This is a genomic window from Paenibacillus sp. FSL k6-2145, assembly GCF_037976585.1.
Classification (GTDB): Bacteria; Bacillota; Bacilli; order Paenibacillales; family Paenibacillaceae; genus Paenibacillus.
On sequence record NZ_CP150267.1, the window covers coordinates 232,837 to 257,371 of the forward strand.

General features: G+C 46.0%; 20 protein-coding genes. 9 read left to right on the top strand and 11 right to left on the bottom strand.

Going from position 1 to position 24,535, the window contains the following annotated elements:
* Window positions 1-209 precede the first annotated feature (209 nt).
* A complete protein-coding gene (locus NZ043_RS01010; RefSeq protein WP_339310253.1) occupies window positions 210-2,861 on the top strand; it encodes a cation-translocating P-type ATPase in 2,652 nt (883 codons plus the stop codon).
* A 63-nt stretch (window positions 2,862-2,924) separates the two neighbouring features.
* On the opposite strand, the gene NZ043_RS01015 is transcribed toward NZ043_RS01010, so the two are convergent.
* Window positions 2,925-3,308: a VOC family protein gene (locus NZ043_RS01015; RefSeq protein WP_339310255.1), complete on the bottom strand. Its 384-nt coding sequence runs from the start codon at window positions 3,306-3,308 to the stop codon at window positions 2,925-2,927.
* 249 nt (window positions 3,309-3,557) lie between these two features.
* Between NZ043_RS01015 and NZ043_RS01020 the strand changes: the two genes are divergently transcribed.
* Entirely contained in the window at window positions 3,558-4,898 is a 1,341-nt protein-coding gene (locus tag NZ043_RS01020) for an MFS transporter (RefSeq protein ID WP_339310257.1), read from the top strand.
* Window positions 4,899-5,051: 153 nt separating this feature from the next.
* Here the strand turns inward: NZ043_RS01020 and NZ043_RS01025 are convergent, their stop codons facing one another.
* On the bottom strand, window positions 5,052-5,708 hold the full coding sequence (locus NZ043_RS01025) for a DUF2625 domain-containing protein (RefSeq protein WP_017687085.1): 657 nt from the start codon (window positions 5,706-5,708) through the stop codon (window positions 5,052-5,054).
* A 102-nt stretch (window positions 5,709-5,810) separates the two neighbouring features.
* Between NZ043_RS01025 and NZ043_RS01030 the strand changes: the two genes are divergently transcribed.
* Window positions 5,811-7,298 carry a DUF5123 domain-containing protein gene (locus NZ043_RS01030; RefSeq protein WP_339310260.1) on the top strand — a complete coding sequence of 496 codons (1,488 nt, stop codon included), beginning with the start codon at window positions 5,811-5,813 and terminating at the stop codon, window positions 7,296-7,298.
* Window positions 7,299-7,432: 134 nt separating this feature from the next.
* Here the strand turns inward: NZ043_RS01030 and NZ043_RS01035 are convergent, their stop codons facing one another.
* Entirely contained in the window at window positions 7,433-8,416 is a 984-nt protein-coding gene (locus NZ043_RS01035; protein WP_133385718.1) for a sensor domain-containing diguanylate cyclase, read from the bottom strand.
* A gap of 25 nt (window positions 8,417-8,441) precedes the next feature.
* The gene (locus NZ043_RS01040; protein ID WP_091028120.1) at window positions 8,442-9,248 is read right to left on the bottom strand and encodes an alpha/beta hydrolase; all 807 of its coding nucleotides are present in this window, start codon (window positions 9,246-9,248) and stop codon (window positions 8,442-8,444) included.
* 219 nt (window positions 9,249-9,467) lie between these two features.
* On the opposite strand from NZ043_RS01040, the gene NZ043_RS01045 reads away from it, so the two are divergent.
* The gene (locus tag NZ043_RS01045) at window positions 9,468-10,682 is read left to right on the top strand and encodes an MFS transporter (protein ID WP_133385719.1); all 1,215 of its coding nucleotides are present in this window, start codon (window positions 9,468-9,470) and stop codon (window positions 10,680-10,682) included.
* On the top strand, window positions 10,675-11,238 hold the full coding sequence (locus tag NZ043_RS01050; RefSeq protein ID WP_047843882.1) for a TetR/AcrR family transcriptional regulator: 564 nt from the start codon (window positions 10,675-10,677) through the stop codon (window positions 11,236-11,238). The genes NZ043_RS01045 and NZ043_RS01050 overlap by 8 nt, the downstream gene beginning before the upstream one ends.
* 85 nt (window positions 11,239-11,323) lie before the next feature.
* Here NZ043_RS01050 and NZ043_RS01055 read toward each other — a convergent pair whose 3' ends face one another.
* On the bottom strand, window positions 11,324-12,958 hold the full coding sequence (locus NZ043_RS01055; protein WP_133385720.1) for a DUF1593 domain-containing protein: 1,635 nt from the start codon (window positions 12,956-12,958) through the stop codon (window positions 11,324-11,326).
* A 332-nt stretch (window positions 12,959-13,290) separates the two neighbouring features.
* Between NZ043_RS01055 and NZ043_RS01060 the strand changes: the two genes are divergently transcribed.
* Both NZ043_RS01060 and NZ043_RS01065 read left to right on the top strand, forming a co-directional pair.
* Window positions 13,291-13,941, top strand: coding sequence for a hypothetical protein (locus NZ043_RS01060; protein ID WP_091028114.1), 651 nt, complete (start codon window positions 13,291-13,293; stop codon window positions 13,939-13,941).
* Between the two features lie 34 nt (window positions 13,942-13,975).
* The gene (locus tag NZ043_RS01065) at window positions 13,976-14,533 is read left to right on the top strand and encodes a DUF1697 domain-containing protein (protein WP_133385722.1); all 558 of its coding nucleotides are present in this window, start codon (window positions 13,976-13,978) and stop codon (window positions 14,531-14,533) included.
* A gap of 139 nt (window positions 14,534-14,672) precedes the next feature.
* Here the strand turns inward: NZ043_RS01065 and NZ043_RS01070 are convergent, their stop codons facing one another.
* From NZ043_RS01070 to NZ043_RS01085, 4 genes are all read right to left on the bottom strand, one after another.
* The gene (locus NZ043_RS01070) at window positions 14,673-15,116 is read right to left on the bottom strand and encodes an Hsp20/alpha crystallin family protein (protein WP_133385723.1); all 444 of its coding nucleotides are present in this window, start codon (window positions 15,114-15,116) and stop codon (window positions 14,673-14,675) included.
* 191 nt (window positions 15,117-15,307) lie between these two features.
* Complete coding sequence (locus NZ043_RS01075; RefSeq protein ID WP_133385724.1) at window positions 15,308-16,510, bottom strand: MFS transporter; 1,203 nt, start codon at window positions 16,508-16,510, stop codon at window positions 15,308-15,310.
* Between the two features lie 317 nt (window positions 16,511-16,827).
* The gene (locus NZ043_RS01080; protein WP_133385725.1) at window positions 16,828-17,787 is read right to left on the bottom strand and encodes an AraC family transcriptional regulator; all 960 of its coding nucleotides are present in this window, start codon (window positions 17,785-17,787) and stop codon (window positions 16,828-16,830) included.
* A 126-nt stretch (window positions 17,788-17,913) separates the two neighbouring features.
* Window positions 17,914-18,807: a LysR family transcriptional regulator gene (locus NZ043_RS01085; protein ID WP_091028101.1), complete on the bottom strand. Its 894-nt coding sequence runs from the start codon at window positions 18,805-18,807 to the stop codon at window positions 17,914-17,916.
* A 148-nt stretch (window positions 18,808-18,955) separates the two neighbouring features.
* On the opposite strand from NZ043_RS01085, the gene NZ043_RS01090 reads away from it, so the two are divergent.
* Window positions 18,956-19,738, top strand: a complete 783-nt coding sequence (locus NZ043_RS01090; protein ID WP_091028098.1) for an SDR family NAD(P)-dependent oxidoreductase — start codon at window positions 18,956-18,958, stop codon at window positions 19,736-19,738.
* 229 nt (window positions 19,739-19,967) lie between these two features.
* Window positions 19,968-21,554, top strand: coding sequence for a stalk domain-containing protein (locus NZ043_RS01095; RefSeq protein ID WP_133385726.1), 1,587 nt, complete (start codon window positions 19,968-19,970; stop codon window positions 21,552-21,554).
* A gap of 134 nt (window positions 21,555-21,688) precedes the next feature.
* On the opposite strand, the gene NZ043_RS01100 is transcribed toward NZ043_RS01095, so the two are convergent.
* Both NZ043_RS01100 and NZ043_RS01105 read right to left on the bottom strand, forming a co-directional pair.
* Entirely contained in the window at window positions 21,689-21,901 is a 213-nt protein-coding gene (locus NZ043_RS01100) for a hypothetical protein (protein ID WP_133385727.1), read from the bottom strand.
* Between the two features lie 145 nt (window positions 21,902-22,046).
* Window positions 22,047-24,290, bottom strand: coding sequence for a carboxylesterase family protein (locus NZ043_RS01105; RefSeq protein WP_133385728.1), 2,244 nt, complete (start codon window positions 24,288-24,290; stop codon window positions 22,047-22,049).
* Between the last annotated feature and the right edge of the window lie 245 nt (window positions 24,291-24,535).

Genomic DNA, 24,535 nt, shown 5'->3' on the forward strand with positions numbered 1-24,535 from the left:
CAACATCTAAATATAGTTCTCTAGACCATCATCCAAACTGGAAATAATAACATTCAAAAAAAGGCATATCTCGGATCATTATGAAAAATACTGTGTACAGCTAAAAACGTATAAATCCATAATTTTAAAAAATACGGAAATGAAACGATTCTAGATTTTGCCCGTAAGGGTAATACACAGAGAAATCTAATATTCAAGGAGCTGGTCAATTGCAACATTACAGACACAGTGCGGAGGAAACCCTTCAGGATGTGCAGAGTTCCTCCAAGGGACTCACAACATCCGAAGCTGCCAAGAGACTTGAAACGGAAGGATATAACGAGTTAAAAGGTAAAGATGCAACACCAGTCTGGAAATTGTTCCTCGAAAATTTCAAAGATCCGATGGTCATCGTGCTGCTGATTGCAGCCGCTGTACAGGTTGTACTTGGACACCTGATTGAATCGTTGATCATATTCCTGGTTATTTTGCTCAATGCGGTAATCAGCGTAGTTCAGACCAAAAAAGCCGAGAGCTCGCTCGACGCGCTGAAACAAATGTCTGCTCCTGAAGCCAAGGTCATTCGTGACGGGCAGAAAAAGACCATTCCAGCAAGAGAACTCGTTCCCGGTGATATTGTTATGCTGGATGCAGGTGATTATGTCCCGGCAGACGGGCGTATCCTGGAATCAGGAAGTTTGAAAATCAACGAAGGCATGCTGACCGGAGAATCGGAAGCTGCGGAGAAACACGCCGATACCATCCCGGATGAAGCTCCTATTGGAGATCGTCGCAATATGGCCTTCAGTGGCTCACTCGTCGTATATGGACGGGGCATGCTTGTCATTACAGGTACGGCTCTCAAAACCGAAATCGGTAAAATTGCCGAACTGATTGAAAATGCCGAAGCCAAAAACACGCCATTACAGCGCAAGTTGGAATCTTTCAGCAAAAAACTGGGCTTTTTCATCCTCGGCTTGTCGATTCTCATCTTTGGCATTGAAGCCGGTCGTGTATGGTTGACCGAAGGTACGGAGAATATCGGGCCATCCATCGTAAATGCACTGATGTTTGCCGTAGCTGTTGCGGTTGCTGCCATTCCTGAGGCGTTATCCTCCATTGTGACTATCGTATTGTCACTTGGAACAAATAAGATGGCCAAACAACATGCGATCATTCGCAGACTGCCTGCCGTGGAGGCGCTCGGTTCTGCCAGTATCATCTGTACAGATAAAACAGGAACACTAACTCAGAATAAGATGACTGTCGTCGATTATTACATTCCCCATGGCACCAAAGACGAATTCCCCGATGATCCCGATCAGTGGTCGGAAGAGGAACGACGTTTGTTACATATTGCGGTGCTCTGCAATGATTCGAATATTAACCAAGAAGGCAAGGAACTGGGTGATCCAACCGAAGTGGCCCTCATTGCCTTCAGCAACCGGGTGAACAAGGATTACAATGAAATCCGTGACCAGTTCCCGCGTGAAGCTGAGCTTCCTTTTGACTCGGATCGAAAGCTCATGAGTACGGTGCATACCTTCGAGGGACAGACGGCTTTGCTGACCAAAGGTGGACCGGATGTGCTGTTCAGTCGCTGTAGCCATGTGTTTATCAACGGAGAAGTTCAGCCACTCACACCCGAGATTCGCACACAGTTTGAAGAGAAAAATGAGGCATTCTCCAAACGCGCCTTCCGTGTGCTGGCCTATGCGTACAAAAAATTCGATGACAAAAACCAGGTCACCATTGATGACGAGCATGATCTGACACTGGTTGGCCTGACAGCGATGATTGACCCACCGCGTGAAGCGGTATACGGCTCTATTGAAGAGTCCAAAAAAGCGGGCATTCGCACCATCATGATCACTGGAGATCACAAAACGACGGCTCAGGCCATCGGTGTGGATATCGGCCTTGCCGAACCGGATGACCTCGCCATTACCGGAGCCGAACTGGACAAAATGTCCGATGAAGAACTGGATCAACAACTTGAACACATCTCGGTATACGCCAGAGTATCACCTGAGAATAAAATCCGGATTGTGCGTGCATGGCAGCGTAAAGGCAAAGTTGCAGCCATGACCGGAGATGGGGTTAACGACGCGCCTGCGCTGAAACAAGCCGACATCGGTGTAGCGATGGGTAGCGGAACAGATGTCGCCAAGGATGCGGCTGCCATGATTCTGACGGATGATAACTTTGTCTCCATCGTGAATGCGGTCAGTGTTGGACGGATGGTATTTGATAACATCAAAAAAGCCATCGCCTACCTGTTTGCCGGTAACCTCGGCGCGATTATCGCCATTTTGTTTGCCTTGATCGTCGGCTGGGTTAATCCATTTACGGCCCTACAGCTGCTGTTCATCAATCTGGTGAACGACTCCCTGCCTGCCATTGCTTTGGGTACAGAGAAACCCGAGCCGGATGTCATGCGACGCAAACCGCGTGATATTAACGAGGGGATCTTCGCAGGTGGAACTCTGCAGGCTGTGATTACACGTGGTGTCCTTATTGGTGCGGCTGTTATTGTGTCCCAATATATCGGACTTGGCATCTCGGAGGAAATCAGTGTGGCTATGGCATTCACAACCTTGATTCTGGCACGTAGTCTGCAAACATTTGCAGCACGTTCCAACACACAAACCATCTTCCAGGTGGGCTTTATGACCAATAAATTCGTGCTTGGCTCCATTCTGGTATGTCTCTGTCTCTATGCAATCACACTGATTCCAGGTGTTCGCGGCATCTTCGCCATCCCGGATACATTCGGCTTGAATGAGTTCTTCATTGCAGGCGGACTCGCTCTTACAGCCGTCATTCTGATGGATGTCATCAAGTGGGTTCGCAATCGCGGCAAGCAAGTCACTGCAGCATAAGTTCTGCAGATATCGTATACACAAACAGGCGCCCCTTATCGGAGCGCCTGTTTCTGTATCTAATTATCCCTGTTTAATGCCAAAAGCGATCCATCGTCCATCAATATCCTCGATCACAAACTCCTTGTTATTATAGTCTGTGTGATTAAGGACACGTTCGATTTTCACATCGGCGTTGATCAATTCCTGTTGAAGCTCTTCCTGGTTCTTGGTAATAAAATAGGCGTCATATCCATACCCATATAATTCTCTGTTGGGAATGACCTTCTGTCCATTGCTTTGGGTTAAAATAATCTCGGTAAGATCACGATACAGGCAGATATGGGGTTCCGCGGCATCAAGATATTCGACCAACCGGAAGCCCATCTTTTCTTCATAAAACTGCGCGGTTCGCTTCATATCCAGAGTCGGAAATACGCTGTGGGACATTAATAATAAGTGAGTCATACTGTAGTCTCCTTCAAAATCTCTTCAAAACATGATTATGTAATCCAACCATCATCTTACCCAATTTCAGGGAACTAGTCTATAAATTCCGACTCCACGTCTCTTAAATCTCACTTATACTGCGCAATATACAGTATGACATTATTGCCATATATTAAAATGAAGTGTAAAATGATATATTGCTTTTCATCACATTTTCATCAAAGCTCAATCCGAATTCATATTCATACCCAAGACAGGAATGGTACCGTGAAAGATAAAATTGTCATGCCACTCTGGACGTGTTGCTTGTTCATCGTTGTGATGAACACCACCATGTTCAATGTTTCTTTGCCAGTCATTATTCATGATCTTAAGATTACATCAGATCTGGGGTCTTGGGTTATCTCAAGCTATTCGATTGGTTACGCCCTGTCGACGGTGATTTACAGTCGATTGTCAGACCGTATTCCGGTACGCAAACTGTTAACGGTTGGACTCCTAATCCTGGGGTTATCTTCATTGCTCGGATTGTTCGCGCATAACTTCGCGATCCTGTTGCTGACACGTATTCTGCAATCTGCGGGTGCAGGGGTGATGGCCGGTCTGGGCCTCGTCATTGCGAGTCGTTACATTCCGGTGGAACGACGCGGAGCTGCCATCGCACTGATCTCATCAGGTAGCGCCATGGCTTTTGGACTTGGCCCCATTGTAGGCGGACTCATTAGCGAGTACTGGGGCTGGAACGGACTTTTTGCCATAACCGTGCTTGTCCTGCTCGCCCTGCCTGTATTACTCTATTTTCTCCCACGTGAATCCGTCAAAACAGATCAGCCGTTTGATGTTATTGGCGCCATCCTAACCGTCATTAATGCAACTACACTTCTCGTCGCGATCACCCAGCAGTCCTGGTTATGGTTTGCCATTGGTGTTATTTCACTTGTTGCACACCTCTTGTATATTCGGAAAGCAAGTCTTCCGTTTGTAAATCCACAAGTGTTCCAAACACCAGGATACACCCGTTTAATCCTTATCGGATTCTGCGTGCTGGTGGTAAATCTGGGCAATCTGTTTTTGATGCCACTTGTGCTTGCTGATCTATATGGACGCTCTTCGCTCGCCATTGGTTTGCTGATTGCTCCTGGAGCCATTGTTGCAGCATTCTGCACCCGCTTCGTCGGACGTTGGATCGACCGTTATGGTAATATGCGATTTATGATCATCGGACACATCCTGCTCGCAGCTGTGCTTGCCCTATTCATGCTCGGACTGGATCAATCCGCCCTAATCATTACCAGTGGTTATCTCTTTTTCTCCCCGGCACTCTCTACCTCCATGGCTTCATTGAATAATGAAGCCTCACGAGTGCTGCCCAAAGCGCAAATAGGTTCCGGTATGGGCATGTTACAACTGATTCAGTTCTTCGGTGGTTCGGTGTCTGTAGCCGTGTGTGGGCTGCTGCTACACAGCATTCCGGGAGTCTCGGTCGAGGAAGCTTATCATGTGGTGTATGCTTGTCTGTTGCTCGTCTGCGTTGTTTCACTGGGTCTGACCGTCTGGCATAGCAGAGCTTCACGCTTAGGCATTGAACCTGTTACATTGGACAATTGATAATTGAGGTTTAAAGTTCAGAACAAACAGGCCCGCGCCAAGCGCGAGCCTGTTTTAGTTCGGAACAGAAATGCCGTTTTTTCAAAGTGGATCACTCAATGAACTTGAACTTACAGGTTACTTTTCTTATTTCCTCCTACAGCAGCATGCCAACTATTTTCCGTCCAGTGCGAACTTCCAGGCCTCCATTATGCTAATTGGGGCTTTACTGCTGCTCTCGCCGTCACCTTCCTGCGTCCAAAGTGGTGGATAATACGCGAATACTTGCCCTGTCTGTAGTTGAGACATATCTTCCTGCCAGCCTTTCCAGCGAAAGGTCTGATAGAACTGCTCCAGATCACCATTCGCCAGCCAGTTGATGAAACCTGAATATGCCAGTTCTGTCGATTCCCATTCGAGTGTATCCGGTGCAAAATAATAAATGTGTCCCGTGCGGCCATACTTGCCTGTATCCAGTCCGAAGAAACCGCCTGCCGCATCATATGCAACGACCATCATACCTTCCAGCACATCTACCCAAGGTTGCTCACTCACACCATTCCAACTGGTGAGACTCCCCGATGTACTGTCACCACCCGCACCAAGCAGCGTGATCCAGCCATGGTCCAGTACAATACCTTCTGTCTCATAAGCAACAGCCCCCAAATAGGATTTGGTGCTTATTTGCAGACGATAGAGGGTATCCTCTCCAGCCTCTTGTTTTGCTGGAACATACACATATGTATTTTGCCCACTATCCAGGAGTTCCTTGAGTTCTTCCCATGCGTGATTCTCCCGATCTACTAATTCAGCTATCGTTAATGTATTCATGAGCAGTCTCCTCGCTGATTTTATAAGAGCATATCATGGGTTATTAACCCGTTCAAATCTGCTATAATCTATCTTCAAAGCTAAATTCAAGGGGGAAACGATTTGATTCGCGTAGTTATACTTATGATTCCGATTCTGATGGTGCTCGTATCCGGTTGTCAGAATCATACATCTTCCATGAAGGAACCCGCTTCTGTTCAAAAGTCTGATCCTCAGGTCATCCATTACATATCCCCCCAAGGAAACGACTCGAATAAAGGAACGATTCAATCTCCGTGGAAAACGTTGCAGCACGCAGCCGACCATGCTTCGCCAGGAAGCACGATCTATTTGCGTGAAGGTGTGTATCATCAGAAATTCAAAATCACCAAGAGCGGTAATTCTTCCGCTAATCCAACCCTATTTTCAAGTTATCCTCAGGAGCAGGTTATCATTGATGGTAAAGGTTTATCTGTTCGGGGCATTGAAGGGTTGATTGAAATTGAAAATGCCAGTTATATCACGATTCAGAATCTCGAAATTCGTAATTTTACAACCACACTTGGGGGCCAAGTTCCAACCGGGATCTATGTCCACGGAGCAGGTGAGCATATTCAGCTGTTAGGCAACACCATACACGCGATTGCTAGTTATGCACCTCCTGAAGGTCCCGATTTGCGGGGCAGGGATGCCCACGGTATTGCCATTTATGGCACAGAGCACCCTCAAGCATTACGCAATATCATCATCAAGGATAATGAATTGTATGATCTTACACTTGGTTCAAGCGAATCACTCGCAATCAACGGTAATGTCGATACCTTTGCCATACAGGACAATATCATCCATGATTCCGACAATATTGGTATTGATCTGATCGGGTACGAGGGTACGTCCGAGGACGACACGTACGATCAGGCTCGGAACGGCATTGTACGAGGCAACGAAGTATACGATATTACATCCAATAACAATCCCTCCTACGGTACAGACCTGCCCAATGATACCAACTCGGCGGGCGGCATCTACGTAGATGGCGGGAAAGATCATATCATCGACCAGAACCGGGTATACCTGAGCGACATCGGAATTGAGATTGCCTCAGAGCATGCCGGACGTTCAACCAGCAACATTACTGTACGTGATAACCTGATTTATTCCAACAGATTGACGGGCATTGCCATGGGAGGGTATGACGAGGAACGAGGAGCTACCGAGGATAGCAAGATTATGTACAATACGCTTGTGGGGAATGATACCCTGAATGCTGGCAATGGACAGTTATTCATGCAGTCACGGACAAAGAACAATACGTTCATGCATAACATTCTCGTATCGAGCAGCTCGGAAGTACTGATATACAACGAATACACTAGCAATACCGGCAATGTGTTTGACCATAATGTCTATTACTCACCAGGTGAGCAGGGAGATGCCCTGTGGGTTTGGAAAAATAAAGCCTACTCCGGCATCGCCGCCTACATCAAGGGATCTGGCAATGATGCACACTCCATATATGTGAACCCGGCATTTATGGATGAACTGAGCGAAGATTTTCGTCCTCAGGCCAACTCTCCGGCTAAGGCGTATGGTTACCTTGCTCCGCGATAAAGTTAATCTGATGTTACTCAAGCGGAATTAGCCCTGCCTATTTCCATACAAATAAAAGGAGCCTGTGCTATGTGGGATCATCTCCCTCACAGTGCACAGGCTCCTTTTCGCTTTTTTTTGATGCAAACCAATCCTTAACTTCTTACCATCTGAGCTGCATGTGTCACCCGGTTTCGTCCTCCGGTTTTGGAGACATACAGGGCGTTGTCCGCTCTTTGGAACAAGGTCTTTTCCGTATCTTCCTCTACTACAGTGGCCGCACCGATACTCACAGTAATGTTATATTCACCCCAGTCGGCTGAAGCAACCTGTGAACGATATCGTTCTGCGATACCGATCGCCTGCTCCTCTTCACAATCTGGAAGAATGATCACAAATTCCTCCCCGCCGTAACGTGCAACCACATCCGTACTTCGCGATACCGATTGCAGCAGCCCTGCCAGATTACCGAGCACCAGATCTCCGATCGGATGCCCATACGTATCATTAATGCTTTTGAAATGATCAATGTCCACAACAAGAAGGGAGAAATAACGTTGTTTCTCCTGGAACATCATCAAGCTTTCAAGCATTTTTTCCTGGAAGAACCTGCGGTTCTTCAATCCTGTCAACAGGTCGGTGGAGGCCAGTGTCTCCAACTGATCATTCACTTTAATGAGTGCCTGCTCTTTGATCTTATATTCCTCGTGTAATCGTTCAAGCTCCTTGTTCGCTTCTTGCGTCGCTTGATACAGCTCCTGTAGTTTCGTTTTGGTATGCAGAATGTCCTTCTCATGTTCGATTCGCTTACGCATGACAACAACGACACAATCCACCACGCTTTCCCCGTTACGAGTCTGGCGAACACCATTAAGCAGAACAGGAACAGCCTGCTGATCACGGGTACGGAACGTGAAGTACATCTCGTCCACATGTCCATATAACTGGATATAGGGATAGAAATACGTATGGAAAAACACCTTGTTGCTCACCGACATGGTCGATTCAATATGTTGCCCTATCAGCTCATCACGTTCATAGCCAAGCATCGTAAGAAAAGTTTGATTAATCGACTGGACGACGCCCGAATCAGAGATAGAGAAGTATCCACAGGGAGCCAGATCTAATTGTATATCCATGGAATAACTGCCTTTCTTTCGCGTTTTATGCGCTCGTTAAATAATCCTTAATCATTCGGATGGTTTCTTCCGGTTGACTTAGATGCGGATAATGTCCCTTGGCCGTCATCTGTTGCAACCTGCTATTCTTCAGATGAGCGTGTAAATAATCCCCTACTTCTACCGGGGCAATGCTGTCATCGGAGCACTGAAGAATCAATGTTGGCACAGTTGCCTGCTCCAGATCAATTCGACAGTCTGACAAAAACGTCACCTCGGCAAATTGTCTCGCAATATGCGGATCTCTGGAGCAGAAGCTTTTCTCCAACTCTTCCGTCAGCTCTTTCCGTTCCGGATTATTCATCACAATGGGTGCCAGATAACTCGCCCACCCAATAAAATTCATCTGCATCATCTCAAGCAATTCATCGATATCATTCCGATCAAAACCCCCATAATAATTCGGCAGATCATTCACGTAACGTGGGGAGGGTCCCAACATAATGATTTGTTTGAAATATTTGGGGTTCTGAATTGATGCCAGCATACCAATCATACTGCTGACGGAATGCCCGACAAATATGGTGTCCTTTAGCTCAAGCGCTTCCATAATTTCCAGCACATCCTGGGCGTATCCTTGAAGGTTGCTATATTTGACAGCATCATAATAGTTAATTTGAGATTCGCCAGATCCAACATAATCAAACAACACCACACGGTAGTTCTCCATAAAACCTGGAATAATGTAACGCCACATATCCTGATCGCATCCAAAACCATGAGCAAATACAATCGTTTGGCTACCCGAGCCAAGTACCTTAACATTATTTCTTACAAGTATATCAACCGTCATTGCATATCACCTCTCCGAGGTAGTATTCACTTGAATCATTTTATCTGATTATTATACCGGAAAATGTTGGGATATGGATTAAAAATGTTTAATAACTTCTCTCATCCACCAAAAAGTCATGAACCCCTGCTCTGAAAACACGCTTTACAATCTGACCATCGTCAGGTAAAATCAGTTCAACATGTCGCGCGACAAAGATCAACATTACGGAGGAAAACCATGAGTACTTCAACACATAGCTCTATACCTCAGCAACTCTGGGGAAGATCATTCCTATTTATCATGTTAGCCAACGCATTATTGTTTATGGCATTTGAAATGTTGCTTCCCACCTTGCCTTTGTTTGTCTCAAGCCTTGGTGGCGAAGCCTCCCAAATTGGGCTTGTTACCGGCGTATTTATGTTTTCTGCCATCTTGATTCGACCCTTCACTTCTGTTTTGGCAGCTCGAATAGATAAAAAATATCTATTGATTATCGGTATCACTATCTGTGCATTAATGACAGGCGCATACTACCTTTCGTCAGGTATTTGGATGATTCTTGTATTCCGAGTAATCCACGGATTCGGATTTGGTTTGGCAACAACATATTTTGCAACGATTGCCACTGAAAACATACCAAGAGATCGCCGGGGAGAAGGCATGGGATATTTCGGCGTAGGGGAAACGGTCGCCATATCCATCGGTCCATTGATTGGAACAAGCCTGTTGTTTAGGTACGACTACCAGAGCCTGTTTATGGGAGGTATGTGCATTTTGCTGTTAGCTCTCCTGATGACAGTGTTTGTATCCAGAAAGCCGAAAACAGGAGGTAGTAGCGAGTCTATGCAAACTCATGTCCCTTCGGTGAAACTGATTGAAAAGAAGGTACTCTTCCCTTCCCTTCTCATTATGCTCGTTGGTATTGCAGCGGGTTCAATCATGTCCTTTGTGGCTTTATTCGCCGCCGAAAGAGGGTTCGAGAATATAGCCTGGTTTTTCTTCATCGTCGCCATCGCCAGCTTCGCCGTTCGACTGTTCTCGGGGAAAATGTTTGATCGATGGGGACCAGGTTCCGTGTTGTTACCTTCTGCCGTGTTTGCAATCGCGGGGCTACTGGTTCTGATTATCGCCCAGAGTGATGTGCAATTCCTGATCGCCGGCGCGTTATACGGCTTTGGCTTTGGTGCCATATTCCCGGCCATTCAGACCTGGTGTGTGAATCTTGTAGAAGAACATGAGCATGAAAATGCGATGGCTTCCTTCTTTAATTTTTTTGACCTCGGGATTGGCGGTGGCTCGTTGATCCTGGGCGTAGTGGCTTCTGCATTTTCCTATACGGTGGTGTATGCTATCTCTGTAGGCATTTTTGTGGTATATATCTTGTTATATTTGGTATACTCCCAAAAACAGCAGAGGTTTACAGCTCGCCAACTGGAGGTAGACATTGAGTAAAAAACGAATCAAGGAAATTGCCATTCAACATTTTAATCGTCTGGGTTACGAGGGGACCAAGATGGCGCAGATCGCCGAAGAGGCAGGTATTCGCAAGCAATCCCTTGCTTATCACTATTCATCCAAAAAAGCGTTATTGCTGGAGTTATATGAGGAAGTTGTGCAGGAGGAACAACAATTTGTACGCCAATTTTTCAGCGAATCTGTTACCCAAACTCTGGATCAGCAGTTATATGCCTTTTTGCATGAACACAAAAATCGCTTTCTGACTCATCCAAACGTTGCTTTTATGTATATCCTGTCCTTTATCACACCGCTGGAGGTGCATGATTTTGTGCTGGCCCAGTATCGAACGTACCTCGGGACACTGAAGGAAGAGCTGGCAGCCGTATTTACCAGACATTCCGATATACGCCTGAGTCCGGAAGAAGCCACCGTAGCTTTTGTCACCGTGATGGATGGATTGGATGTACAGCTCGTGTATGAGACACGGCAATCCTATGAACAAGCTTTGGCGATCACCTGGAATGTCTTCTGGTCAGGTATCCAGCGTTAAAGGATCAATTACGATCAGACTACACAAATAAGAGGGGCGTCCCACCAGCCATGTTGATGACTTTTGGGACTTCCCCTCTATTTCTTTATTTCACGGTTAGGATCACACGTTGATAATGCTTCAACTGATGCTCTCCATCATCCTGTACTTCGGCAACAATATGAAGGGTATCACCCGATTTGGCATCGTCAGGAACGGTAAATGTCACCGCTTCGGTGTCACTGCCCTGCAATTTTATTGTATCCACCTGCTCATCCTTTGCAAGTTCACGATGCAATCCAAGCTGCAGATCACCCGCCATTTCAGGCTGAACTTTGTTCATTGTTACTTTGGAATCCTCATAAGTGTCCGCTTCGAAATATCTCCACCACGTATACGTCAGTTGATCTCCATCCGGGTCTGTGCCTTCCGCGTGAAGAGTAACTTCCTCCCCGGGACTAACACTCAGATCCAGCCCTTCCTTAATCGTTAAAGACGGATTATGGTTGGCACCTTCGTAAGTGTCTGCAACTGCCCAGTCTGCACGTGCTGCAAAATCATCCTGAATATCGTCAAACCATCTCATCAGAGAGTATTCGGCTTCATATCGTTTGGTGTATGGATCGTAATCAAGCACATTGTTTCTAAACAGCTTGTCGTTCACAACGCCAAAGCGTCCACCCCAACCGCCGTAGGAAGGGTCTTCCATACTACGCAACCCATTATCGATCAGATAAAAGAAGGATGGAGAGTCACCCTCAGATATAAAATCGTACTTGTCATATTGCGGATTGTTCTTCAGATATTCAGCACTTCCCCGTTGTTCTTCGGCCAGTTCGCCCTCGATCATTTTGCCATCACCCATCGATGCATACATATCCATCAGCTTGCCATGTCCGTTCAGGATATTCTTGACCATCCAGTCTCCATGAAGTTTACTGTTCACTTCTTCGGCATGCATCTTCCATGCATAGGCAAAATGCCAGAAGTTTGATTGGTCGTTGAGAATGCGGATATCCGGCCAATTCTTCGCAATGTATTCGTTGTAGCTGTCATCCTGATCGAGGATGATGTAGAGGACCAGTTTGTCGCTGACTTTTTTGCGAATCGTATCCCACTCAGCTGTGTCCTTGTACTGTTCCTCAATCGATTTCAGCGCTCTGGCTGTGGTATTGGTGCCACCCCATGTCTGAACAATCAGATCCCGGGAATCATCGTCGAGGAAAAGAGTTTCGAGGAATTCGGAACCTTCGGTTTCCTTCTCCATCTCCCCTTTATCGGAAATATTACCGATCTTGGTCATCGCTCGAAGCTGTTCCGGCTCCGGGTACCCATCAGCATGTTTGGACAAGTTCGGATAAATCTCACCATAGGCATCGATCATGTCGTAGACCCACTGTGTGCCTGTCCAGCGGAACGGTTGGATTCCCGCTTCCTCGTCTCCGGCATAATGATACACGGAACTGGTCAGTACAATTCCGGCAAGGTCCATCTCATTCGAATACAAGAGGAAACGAATAACCGAGTTCATATCATCCACTTCACCGTCGGTTGTAATCACTGTTCTGCCTTTGGCAGCTTGGTTGTTTGCAGGTTCCTGGGTTTCATTCTCTGTCTGTTCTGTCGCCTGATTTGGTGTGTCACTCGCGGTTTGTGGCGCTTTGGATGCGCATCCACTAATCACCAGGATGATACTGAGACAACCTGCGGCAAAACCGTTTAACCATTTTCTCTTGTTCATAATGCTCCCCTTTCTTCTGTACAGCATGATGTTAGTTGGGTTGGAATAAGTACGTCCTCTGTTTTTCTATCCTTAATATGGACCGTAGAATGCAAAAAAACCCGAACAACATTATGAATGGAACAAAGTCCACGCATAGTGATGTTCAGGTTTTGCCTGCCCGAAGCAGTAACAATCCTTATTTGAGTGAAAGTATATCATGTCCTCTCATGAATGTAAACGTATTCAAATATTTTTTTGAATTTATCTTTGATATAGTATAATGCTTATAGCCAAGAATCAAACGAATCGGTCTGTTATTATATCAATGTTATTAGGAGGACTCAGACATCATGCAACAACTGGATGCGGCCTTGAGCCGTTTTGTGGAACAGCAGGATTTATATAATGAAGCTTATGGACTTTTCAAAAATCATGATCTGCGTCCACGCGAACAACATCACCAGCCGGAAGTGGATACACGAATACCTCTTTCTCCAGAACTTCAGTATCTGTACAGTCATTATGAAATGATGGATGCGGATGCGGAAGGTACACTCAAAATGAAAAATGCCGCCGTCGAAATCGGTGATGCCGCACTTATTTCCTTTGTCGCACCTGAACATCTGCTTCGTCAGCAACTGGGGTTCCGCTGGGTTGGCATGAATGAACCTTATGAGGAGTCCTCCACTTGGCCAAAAAATCACGTCGTCATCGCAAACTTTAACGATGATCCGTTAATTGTAGATGTGGAAGCACCAAACTCTCCCGTATATGCCGCTTTTACAGGTGGAGAACCAAACCGTGTTGCTGATTCGCTGTCAGACTTTTTCAGTGCACTAGCCATCCTGATTGAGGCGGCGCGCACCTATGCCGGAGAAGTAAAAGATGAAGAAACCTATGAAACCAAGCCCGAGTATCTGGAGCATGTGGAACCTTTATTGCAAGATCTGTTGGGAGATGAGTATACTGCACATCTTTTCGAATATCTGTCATTATGTTAAAACGGTAAATTGAAGGAATTGGAGGGGCGCCCATATGATCTATGTGGCTTTGCTACGAGGCATTAATGTAGGCGGGAACAATAAAATCAATATGAAGCAGCTGAAAGAAACGTTTGAACAAGCAGGCATGCTGGATGTTGTTACCTACATCAACTCTGGCAATATTATTTTTGCCGATCATCAGGAACGTGCCAATGCAAATGTGGAGATATCCCATGTGTTAGAGCAGGCCATCGCCGCCGATTTTGGCTTACAGATCAGGGTAATGGTGCGGAATATGGATGAAATCCATAGCGTTATTCAGGCGCTGCCAGAAGAATGGGTTAATGATGACACAGCCAAAAGTGATGTGATGTTCCTCTGGGATGAGGTCAATGAGCCCTCCGCGCTGGACCAACTGCCTATCAAACCGGAAATCGGCACACAAATCTATGTTCCTGGAGCCATTTTGTATTCAGTCAGCAGAGAAGATGCATCCAAAAGTGGCATGAACAAGCTTGTGGGTTCCAAAATCTATGCTTATATGACAGTAAGAAATGTGAATACCACACGTAAGATATATGCCCTGATGCAAGCAGCAGCAGAGAAATAAATTGGACCAGCAAAATGGATATTCAGTTATGTCTCATTTCGTCCAATTCATATGAAAAATAAAGCATGCAGAAAACATCCTTATGGATGTCTCCTGCATGCTTTTTGCCAGCTTAGGGAACAAATCTTTTCTCTGTATATTAGTTAATCTGAATTCGTCTGCGAGATTGATCATCCCCAGGACGTTTCGGAATTTCAAGCTTCAGCACACCATCTTCCAATCTGGCCTTAATGTTCTCCTCATCAATATGATCCACATAGAAACGCCGGATAAATTCACCTGAACGACGCTCCTGCCGAATGATCCGATTGGAGTCATCCTTCTGTTCAACCATGTCATGGCGTTTGGCACGAATGATCAATTCTTTACCTTCAACCTGAATGTCTATATTCTCTTTGGCAATGCCCGGAAGCTCAGCTTCTACCCAGTATTTGTCTTCTTCCTCACGAATGTCAGTGCGAAATGGCTGGGAGCCAGTTCCAAAAGGGGAGAGGAATGAGTTCTCAACCATGTCATTGAAGGATTTCAACATGTGTCCGAACGGGTCTTCATTTCGTTTACGAAACGGAATCAGATCAAACATGAAAATCAGCTCCTTTTGTGTGGTTGGTTTATTGGTGTTGCTTACATTGATTATTATAATACCCTTGCAAATAAGGATCAAAGTCCGTAAAAGACGAAAAAAACCGATTTTATTTCATCATGGTTCACTATTTTAAAATAGATCCTTTTTTCTTTTATTTTGACCTTTTTTGACCTTCTGACTTTGTCTGACTATAACGAATGAATAGCGTCCGCTACAGTATTGGATTGATTCTTCCGCATTCCCAGCATCATGATTGCCAACAAGACAACCAGAACAGCTACGAGCATAAATGGGACATGTTTGTCCACTTGATAGAGTGTCGTTGTAAGCAAAGGCGTAATGACGGCGGATATCCCCTGAATCGCTGCTACCAATCCCGCTGCACCCCCCTGCTGTTCTTTGCTAACTGCCAGCGAAGCACCTGCCATGAACCCCGGCATCATCAGACCCGAACCCATACCAAACAGGAAGAATGAGAAATAATACATGGATAACACATGGAAGACCAAAAACAGAATCATGCTTGCGATCAGGAAAAGGGACCCTATCAAAATCATTGGGCGTGGCTGCCATTTCAACCACTTCATCTGAATGACCTGCATGATCAACATCGCTGCTCCAGAGAACATGAGTCCAAACGAAACCATTCGGGCCGTCGCCGCTGGGGATAGAGCCAGTTGATCCTGAAAATAAAATCCTCCGACAACCTGCAATGTCATGATGCCCATCATCGTAACCAAGCCTGCAGCAAGGTACATTCGTAAACCACGTTGGAACGGGTTGACTTTAGGCGGTTTTGCCTGAAGGACCGGTTTGGCTGCCGGGATTAACAACAAGGCGATAATAAAAGCAGCGATCGCTATAAAAATGCCAAAATAAAGCGGCCAGAGCAGACCGATAAGGGTAAAAGCTCCTGCAATCGCAGGTCCAAATACAAGGCCAAGTCCATTCGCAGCGCTGATAATCGCCATCCCGCTTCCCCGCTCTTCCCCTTCTGTCACATCACCCATATAGGCCTGGGCAGAAGAAAGTACAGCCGGAATAAACATACCGATCAGACTGCGCGTCACAATCAGAAGGGTTAACAAGAGCCCCCCTCCGATCCATGCATTTAATCCCCCGTACAATGCCAGTGCAAATAATGCACAGCTCACAGACATGCCTATGAATCCAATCAATATGATTGGTTTTCTTCCTCTTATATCACTCCATCTGCCCCATACCGGAGCCATAACAGCCATCATAATGGACCCAAGCGAGATAATAAGACCGGAATGGCTTTCTTTCATGCCCAACTCGCGAATAAGCGGTGGCATGATGGGTGCAATCAGCATCAGACCCAGCATGGCTGCAAATACGCTAAAAAAAATACTTCCTCTGATTCGGTTCATGCTCATACACTCCTCTATATTTCAGTACAGTATCCACTGTACCTGGAGTATACAAGGCTGAGAGAATCCCCACTGCCTCTATACGGAACAATTCACGGCAAGCCGGATTTATTAATCTTATTTTTAAAAAGATGAACCCTTAAAACTTTACACAAGACCACTACGATTACAGTACCATCTTCCGATCGGTGTTATCACCGGATTTCCGTGATTCCCTTCTATATAAAGGGAGAAATCCGTTGATAAAGGCGAACGCTCCGCTTCTCCAGACTGGTTCTGCACTCTTCGTTCTCGTATAATCTTTCAGTTCATCTTATTTAATAAATCTTTTTCATCTCGGAAGGCTTCACGCCGAATTTGCGATAAAATTGCTGTGAAAAGGCACTGACATTGCTGTAACCGACCGCAATCGCGGCCTCGGTGACGTTGTTATTTTGATTGCGCAGCAACTTCATGGCGTTGTCGAGACGAACCTGACGCAAATATTCAAAGACCGTGCTTCCGAAAAGTGCCTTGAATCCTTTTTTTAATTTAAAATCATTAAGACCCACTTGTCTGGACAATGCTAGCAAGGATGGAGGATCTACCATACAGGCCTCCATAATCTCCCGTGCCCTATGTAACTTCCGGATGTCCTCTCTGGAGAATCCCGCGGGGATTGGCACCAGATCAAACAGTTGGAACATAAATTGATTCAAGATTTCCAAGGCTGTCGCTTCCATCATTAAGGAGGATCGATAACTGTTGTTTAATTCTACAATCAGACTGTCAATCATCGTTCGTATCCGGTTATCCAATTGAAATACAATCGGCTTGAACACTTTTCGCCCTAACACCTGATTAAACGCAATCGACTTGAAACCGCCCAGTTGCGCCGCCGCATAATTGAACAGAGAAACAGGAATCCCCAGCGAAAAGGACGTATACAACTCCCTTGCCGGAGGATGAAACCACGCTTCGAAATCATGCATAAAAATAAGGGCCCCTTGCCCTATCGATAATGAATAATCCTGACCGGATATATCCACATGTCGCTCTCCTGACAAGGCAAATTGCAATTCCACAATGGGCGTTTCGGATGCAAAATACGTTGGATAAGGCTGATGATATTCAACCTGGGAATATAAAATCTCAATGCCACTGTATGTTGTCACTCTTTTGACCTTACCGCTACCCGCCTTGGGAGAGAGCAGATACGTGTGTTCATCTTGCTGACTGTAAGGTTCCTGGGTCAGGTAATGCTGATATACTACGCCTAATGCATCATCCGTGCGCATGGGTATTCACCTCGCCTATAACTTGATCAGACTCGTCAGTAAAGATAGCCTGAATTAATTGATAATGATTCTCAATTATAATTCTAGCGTATTTTCTCCCGTTCGAACAGACCCATGACAAGATCGTTACCCTTTATACTGAAACCGATCCAGAAAACGTCGAATAATATGGTTGGAGGATTTGCTCTCCCTCATGACCCAGCCAATTGAAATAACACGTTGTATGCCCTCAATCTCAAGGGTAGTAAAGTCATAATGCAGTACACTTCTGTCATGTGTGAAGGAGTATTCATGCCCAATCGTCACAGCATTTAATTGAGCAAGCGCAGCATTGACCACTTCAGAATTGTTGGTTCGAAAAAGTACATCCACTTCTCCCACCCTTTGTGAAAGTTCACCTATGAAATCATCCACCAGCTCATCATTAAATAACACAAGCGTCTCATTCTTCAGCTCGTGCAAGGAGATTGATTTTTGACCCGCCAACCGGTTCGTAAGATTCACGCACGCACGCATGACGCCCTCATCAATCGGTACAAAGTGTAGTCCTGCCAAGTGCTGCTCCATATCGTCTTGGTAGAGGGCAATCAGGCCGAGATCCACCTGTTTGTTACGGACATCTCTGATAATATTGCGTGCAGCACTCTCGGAAAGTTCAAATTTCAAATCAGGATATCGCTTCTTCATACTCGCGATCGTAGGTATAATACCGGGTACACCGCCGGGTATGGCTGACAATCGCAGTTCTCCACGGATGGACTCCCCAATATATTGGGCATCCTCTCTGATCGTTTGTACCATGTCCACGACGGATTTCATTTTATCCAAAATTGGCTTGGCCTGCTCCAGCATAAACGCACCATTACGGGAACGACTGAATAATGGCATGCCAAGCTCATTCTCCAGACGTGTTATAGCCTGACTGATGGTGGATTGTGTTACCGACAGGGCCGAAGCAGCCAGCGTAATCGATTTTGTTTTTTCCACTTCAAGTACATATTGCATTTGCTCCAAATTCATAGACAACCTCTATCCTTCTATCATTAATTTTATTTAAGTTAACTACATTTTTGTTAAATATACATGAATCATAAAATTAAGTATACTTTGAACGGAAGATAAATGTAAGCGAAATCATGTTATCTCATTAGACAAAGGAGTGTTACATATGAATACGTTTGAGAACCGTTTTGCAGGTAAAGTAGCGATTGTTACAGGCGGTGCATCCGGTATCGGTTACGCCATTGCCAGACGACTTGTCCAAGAAGGGGCTTCTGTACTTGCCGCAGACCTGAATACGGAACGTTTGGAAGCCATTCAGGGCGAACTTGGGGAACGTTTTGTCGGAGTTAAAGCCAATGTGACCGTTGAAGCAGATGTGGAGGACATGGTTCAAGCCTCGGTTAAACAGTTCGGAAAGCTGGATCTGGCCTTTAATGTGGCTGGTGCATCCCGGGCAGGCGTAATCACTGAACTCTCCGAGAAGGACTGGGACTTTACCGTGGACCTATGTATGAAGGGGGTCTTCCTGAGCATGAAACACGAAGCGATTGAGATGTCCAAACATGGTGGCGGAGCCATTGTGAACGTAGCTTCTCTCAACTCCCAGGTACCTATGTATGCCGGATCGGCCTATGCTTCTGCCAAAGCTGGCGTCGAAATGCTTACCAAGAACGGAGCGCTTGAAATGGCTCGCAACGGTATTCGCGTGAATGCCATTCTTCCGGGCCTGATCGATACACCTTTAACTGCGGAACTGCTCTCCAATGCAGATATTAAAGAAGCTTATATGGAGCGCATTCCTATGAAACGGGCTGCACAGCCGGAGGAAATGACAGGACCTGCCTTGTTCCTGGCGAGTGAGGATGCGGGTTATGTATCGGGTTCTAGTCTGATCGTGGATGGCGCTTGGGCGACTACCGGTTATCCTGACTTGAGTCGCTGGTTCTAACCCAGCAAAAGGTATAGATCTCCTGGGCTCTGCCCCACACTAACGTAAAGTAAAAGCCTATTGGACAGATATCATTCTGCCAATAGGCTTTTTGTTTGCATTCATATCTGGAAAACATCATATTTTACACAAATTGCAGACTTCTCTTACCTTTCCTTAACATAAGCTCCCTATACTAAAACAATTGCACAACTCATTACACACGAAACGATAAAGGGGATCTGGAACATTGAAAAAGAGAAATCAATGGCTTGCTGTTCTGTCGATGACTGCCATTCTTACCGCAGGAGCAACCAGCTACACATCCATGATTCATGCCGCTGACGTAACTAAACCTGCCAACGATCATATCGTACTGCGTACAGCCATCCAAAATATGCAGGGTACAGTCACATGGAACGGAAGCAGTCGCAGTGTTGATATCCAGATCGCAGATACTAAAGTACAACTTCCAATAGGAACGTCTTCAGCCACCATCAACGGTGTGAAAGCTCCTTTGGACAGTAAAAGTTACATCACCAAAGGTACAACGTATGTAACTCCACAAACGCTAAAATTAATTACGGATCAATTGATCCTGAATCAAAATAAAACCGGTTTTGAACAGACCGCATCGTTTCAGATGCCCGGTGGCAAAGCAGAAATATCAGCCTCTACGCCAGATGGACAGCGCCTGCTCGTAACCGAAGCAGACAATGGCAGCATTTCCGTGCTGGACATTGCTGACTTGAAAAACATCAACGTATTGAAGACGGTAAGCTTCCATGACCTCTCCGCCAAAGCTGAAGTCACGAGCGTAACCGTGTCCAAAGATGGCAAATACGGTCTTGCTGTTATTCGTACAGGGGATACAGATAGCGAAGCAAACAAAGGATTGCTTGCCATTGTGGATCTGACAACCTACAAAACCGTCAAAACGTATGAACTCGGCATTGGTCCTGACTCCATTGCACTGTCACCTGACGGTCTGCATGCGGTTATCGCGATAGAGGATGAAGAGCTGAATAAAGCTGCCGATGAAATTGACTATGCCAACACCAAACGTCCGGGTAGCATTATGGTAGTATCTTTTGCTGGCGGGAACGTATTGGAGGGTGAAATCACCAACTTGCCAGTATCTCTGGACAATGTAGAAGGTGCCATCTATCCGCATGATCCACAACCAGAGTATGTTGCCATTAGTCCAGATAGTAAAACAGCAGCCATCACGTTACAGGAAAACAATGTTGTTGCCATTGTAGATCTGGAGACAAAAAAAATTAGCTCAATCTTCGCTCTGGGTACCACTTCACATCAAGCGGATCTGAAAGATGATGGTATCGTTCAGTTTAAAGAGACATTGACAGCTCGTTATGAACCGGATGGGATTGCTTTCTCGGCAGATGGTAAATACCTGCTGACAGCTAATGAAGGGGACTTGGGCAAGAATGAATTTGAGGATGGTGTAAAAGCAGGCGGACGTAATATTGCTGTCTGGGATCTGCAAGGCCAGCGGATGTACGATAGCCAGAACCTCATTGACGAGGCAACAGCTATGGTAGGCTTGTATCCGGATGATCGCAGTCCCAACAAGGGAAGTGAAGTGGAGAATCTGACCGTTGCTACTGTAGACGGCACAACATATGCCGCGGTAGCTTCCGAACGGGCAGATGCCATTTTGTTCTTTGATCTTGCTGATCCGGTCAATCCGGACTATCTGGGTCTGATTCCTACAGCCGGAGAATCACCAGAGGGAATTCATCGTGTTAACGGACGAAGCCTGTTTGTGAGTGCAGATGAAAGTACCGGAACCCTTAGTTTTTTTGCCAAGAAATAGTTCGAGCACCCTTTGTATGCAAAGGGTGAAATGAATGGTTTCACGTTGTATTGAGCAGGAAGGGGCGTAGAGCCCCTGTCCTCTCATACTGTTGTACGCGCTATTCCACGTACCCACATATAATGCTGCAAAGGTTATCGACGCTTCATATTTTCCAATTCCCGCCTGTTCCGCTCTACTTCCTCTTGTAACACTCGTACTTCCATCCTTAATGCGGATACTTCCTCTTTGACGCCAGACCTCTTCATCACAAGATAGAAAACCAGATATAATACAAGACCAATCATAATAAAGAAAATTAATAACGTTATAATCCCAGCAATACCAAAATTACTAGCTCCATCCATAATGTACGCTTCCCCTTCCCTACATTCTATTAATTTATATTTACAACAATACCATATTTAAGCATAACGAACAGTATAAAAAGCCAAGAGAGCATGCTCCCTTGACTTTCAATTTATCTATATATACCTTCCTATCCGGTGATCCTTATTCCCAGAAAAAACGACCTGCGAACACTTTTTCCGTCAGCAGTTTATACGTTTCTTCAGGCAATTCTTTTTTCATCTTTGCCATAACGGCGTCTTTGCCTTGATTATATTGTGTGGACATGCCAATCTCTGCCGTTGTATTACTTGCATCCAGACGCATGATTGGGGCTTGGGCATCTTTCGTCCAAGCTGTCCATGCCGCTAGCTCAGGTGATCCACCCGTACCTGGATTGCCTGTGTACAGGAACTGCTTCAGGTATGCTGCCATCGCGGCGGACAACTGATCACGTCCTGGTTTGTTTGTATCGCTAAAGTACCCCTCAGGGAAGTAGGCAGCAATTCCGTCTGCGTGTCCTGTATAAAAGTCCATGTCCGCACCATGTGGTGCGCCCAGTAATGTGAGCAAACGCTCAGAGATGACCCCAGGTTGTGTGCCCCATGCAAAACGATACGCATATACCGGTGGCAGACCTGCTTCACTTGTCAATTGTTCTGCTACACGCTCTGCATTAAAGCCTGCATAAGCTTCGCTACCGTATTTCAACGCAGCAGCATATTGTTCCGCCTTGGTTTTATCGGTAAACAGGGTTCCATCGGTAATCGATGGAGAGAAGTTTGGATCACCGAAGGCAAATCCGGAGAACTCCGTTTCCAGGCTGCCGAGCAATACAGGAACTTTTGTGTAATTACCGCTCTGGATGGCGTCAAATCCTTCTTTTGGAATCACTGTGCCATCCCGGAACAGATGCGGGAATGGTTCCATACGGATTGCGGTTGCACCAAATGCTGTGACCAGCTTGTCCGCAGGCAGTGCACGCAGGTAACTCTCCAGCTGTGCCTGAGATTGCTTGCCAATCCATGTTTTGGCTTCTTCTGCATTAGCCGCTTTCCCCTCTTGCACGAGTAGCTTCACAAGCACATCCTCGGATTTTTGCGCGCCTTCTTCTGGTGATGCTGTCGTCAATCCTCCGCTGAAAGCAACTGCTTTTTGATACAGTCCTTTGCTGAGTGGAGAGATCAGAGTTGCCAGCACATCACGTGCACCAGCAGATTGTCCGGCTAATGTAACATTGCCTGTATCTCCGCCAAAACCTTCGATATTATCCTGTACCCACTCCAATGCACGGAATGCGTCGAGCAGACCGTAGTTACCTGAGTCATCCAGGGCATTGCCTGTTTTCAGCGCTGCATTCTCGAAGAATCCGAGAGCTCCCAAACGGTAGTTCACCGAGATGATAATGCTGTTGGTGCTCCGTGCAAGCTGTTCACCCTGAAAATCTTTGCCTGATCCGGTCATATTCCCGCCGCCGTGCAGGAACACCATAACCGGAAGTTTCGAGCTGGTTGTGTCGGGACGCCAGATATTGAGATACAACGAATCCTCGCTACCTACTGTATTTTTACCGGAGATCTGCAAGCTGTTCGCTGCAAATTCCTTAGCCGATCTCGTTCCTGTCCATGATTCCGGTTCTTGCGGGGCTTTCCAGCGCAGTTCCCCTACTGGAGGTGCCGCGTAAGGAACACCGAGCCAACCGAGCGTGCCATATTGCTCATAGGTTTTGCCATCAATTGTGCCATACTTGGTCTGTTGCACCGTTTGAGGTTTGAACGCCCCAGCTTCTTTATGTTTCAACCAGTTCTGCTCCAAAGTTCCACTGCCATTCTTGAGCTGTATCTGCAAAGCCTGTGCGGTTGCCTCTGCCATCAGGCGGTTGGTAAGTTGACTTGCGCCCTTCCCTTGAAGCACCTTGATTCCTTTACCAGCCGCATAGGTGGAAGCCGCTCCCTGCTCGTAATCCGTACCTGCTTCATATCCAAGCACCTTCAGCAGCATTTCGGCATAACCTTCCGCTGTAAGTGGTGCATCAGGTTCAAACTTCTCCGTTCCTGTTACGATCTCGGACACATACGGATGCTGCTTCAAGTAACCAACGACCGGTTTCAACACTTTGCCTGCCTGAGCCGCATCGTCATACGTTTCCGATCCCTGATAAGCGAGTGCTTCTTTCTCCAATCCGGCCAGTCGCAAGTAAAGTACTGCGGCCTGAATACGTGTAGCTTTTTTGTTCAGATAAGCCGCATTAACGCCTTGACCGCTGCCACGAATAAGCTCAGATTGGATCAGCTTGTCCATCGCTGCTGAAGAAGAAGGTCCTGTATTGCCTGCTGCATAAGCTGGTAGAGCGGATACACATAACCCCAGAATTGTTGCTACGGCAATCGAACGTTTAATGGTTTTCATGTCATAAATCTCCTCGCTGTCGAATAGTGTGTGATGGGATAAGTTCATTGGAATGTCCATTTGAGATGCGTATCTAAGAATCATTATTCCAATGTCTGGATGAGTCTATATCTCTATTTATGAAAAATTATATCTGCTGCGCTCCTTTCTGCTCGAAATATCTGCTACGGCGCTTGCGGTCATGCCATCAGGCATTTTTTTATATAAAAAAACCTGAACCAAAGGCAAACAGACATCGCTTTAGC